The 544-nt window shown below is 57.9% G+C and carries 1 protein-coding gene; it reads right to left on the reverse strand.

Features of this window, described 5'->3' with window-relative positions; translation table 11 throughout:
• On the reverse strand, positions 1-282 hold a 282-nt coding region (locus IVB32_RS01075; RefSeq protein WP_247409570.1), incomplete at its 3' end, for an H-NS histone family protein.
• Positions 283-544 lie beyond the last annotated feature (262 nt).

Here is a 544-nt window from a genome sequence, read left to right on the forward strand (position 1 = left end):
TCGGCCGGCTCGAAGCTGCGGCCGCAGCCATCGAGGCAGCCTGCCGCGACCCGACCATGTCTCCGCCGGGTTCTTCGGATTGCGATATTTGGGACGAACGGGCGGGTATGGACGGCGCTCGCGATTGAACCGCGTGGCCTCGTTGGCCAGTCCAATCCTGTGGAGCCGTTCCTCCAAATGTGCTTTTTGCACCAACATTTTCTGAGTGAGTTTGGCGGCGACCTCTTGGTGAAATATCCAGAGCTCGTCAACGGAGAGCGAATTGAAATGCGCGGTGTTCATGGCTCCATCCCTAATCTTGGGCAGAAGGCCCAGGCAGACAAGTCGGGAATCCGGGAGCAGACAAGCCCTCAGTGAAATATTGATCATGCAATCCACATTTAATACGAGAGGTAGCAGGGAGAAAGGCGCGACAGTGGTAATATCGTGGCGGAGTATTTAAATCGCCGCGCGGGGTAGCCACGTCTCGTGACCTCCACAAACTCACCCTCGGCCAGTTGCGCTTTCGTGCTCGGGGACGAGCGCAAAGATGGCGATCGACCGG

The sequence above is a fragment of the Bradyrhizobium sp. 23 genome (genome assembly GCF_023073295.1).
GTDB classification, from domain to species: domain Bacteria; phylum Pseudomonadota; class Alphaproteobacteria; order Rhizobiales; family Xanthobacteraceae; genus Bradyrhizobium; species Bradyrhizobium canariense_D.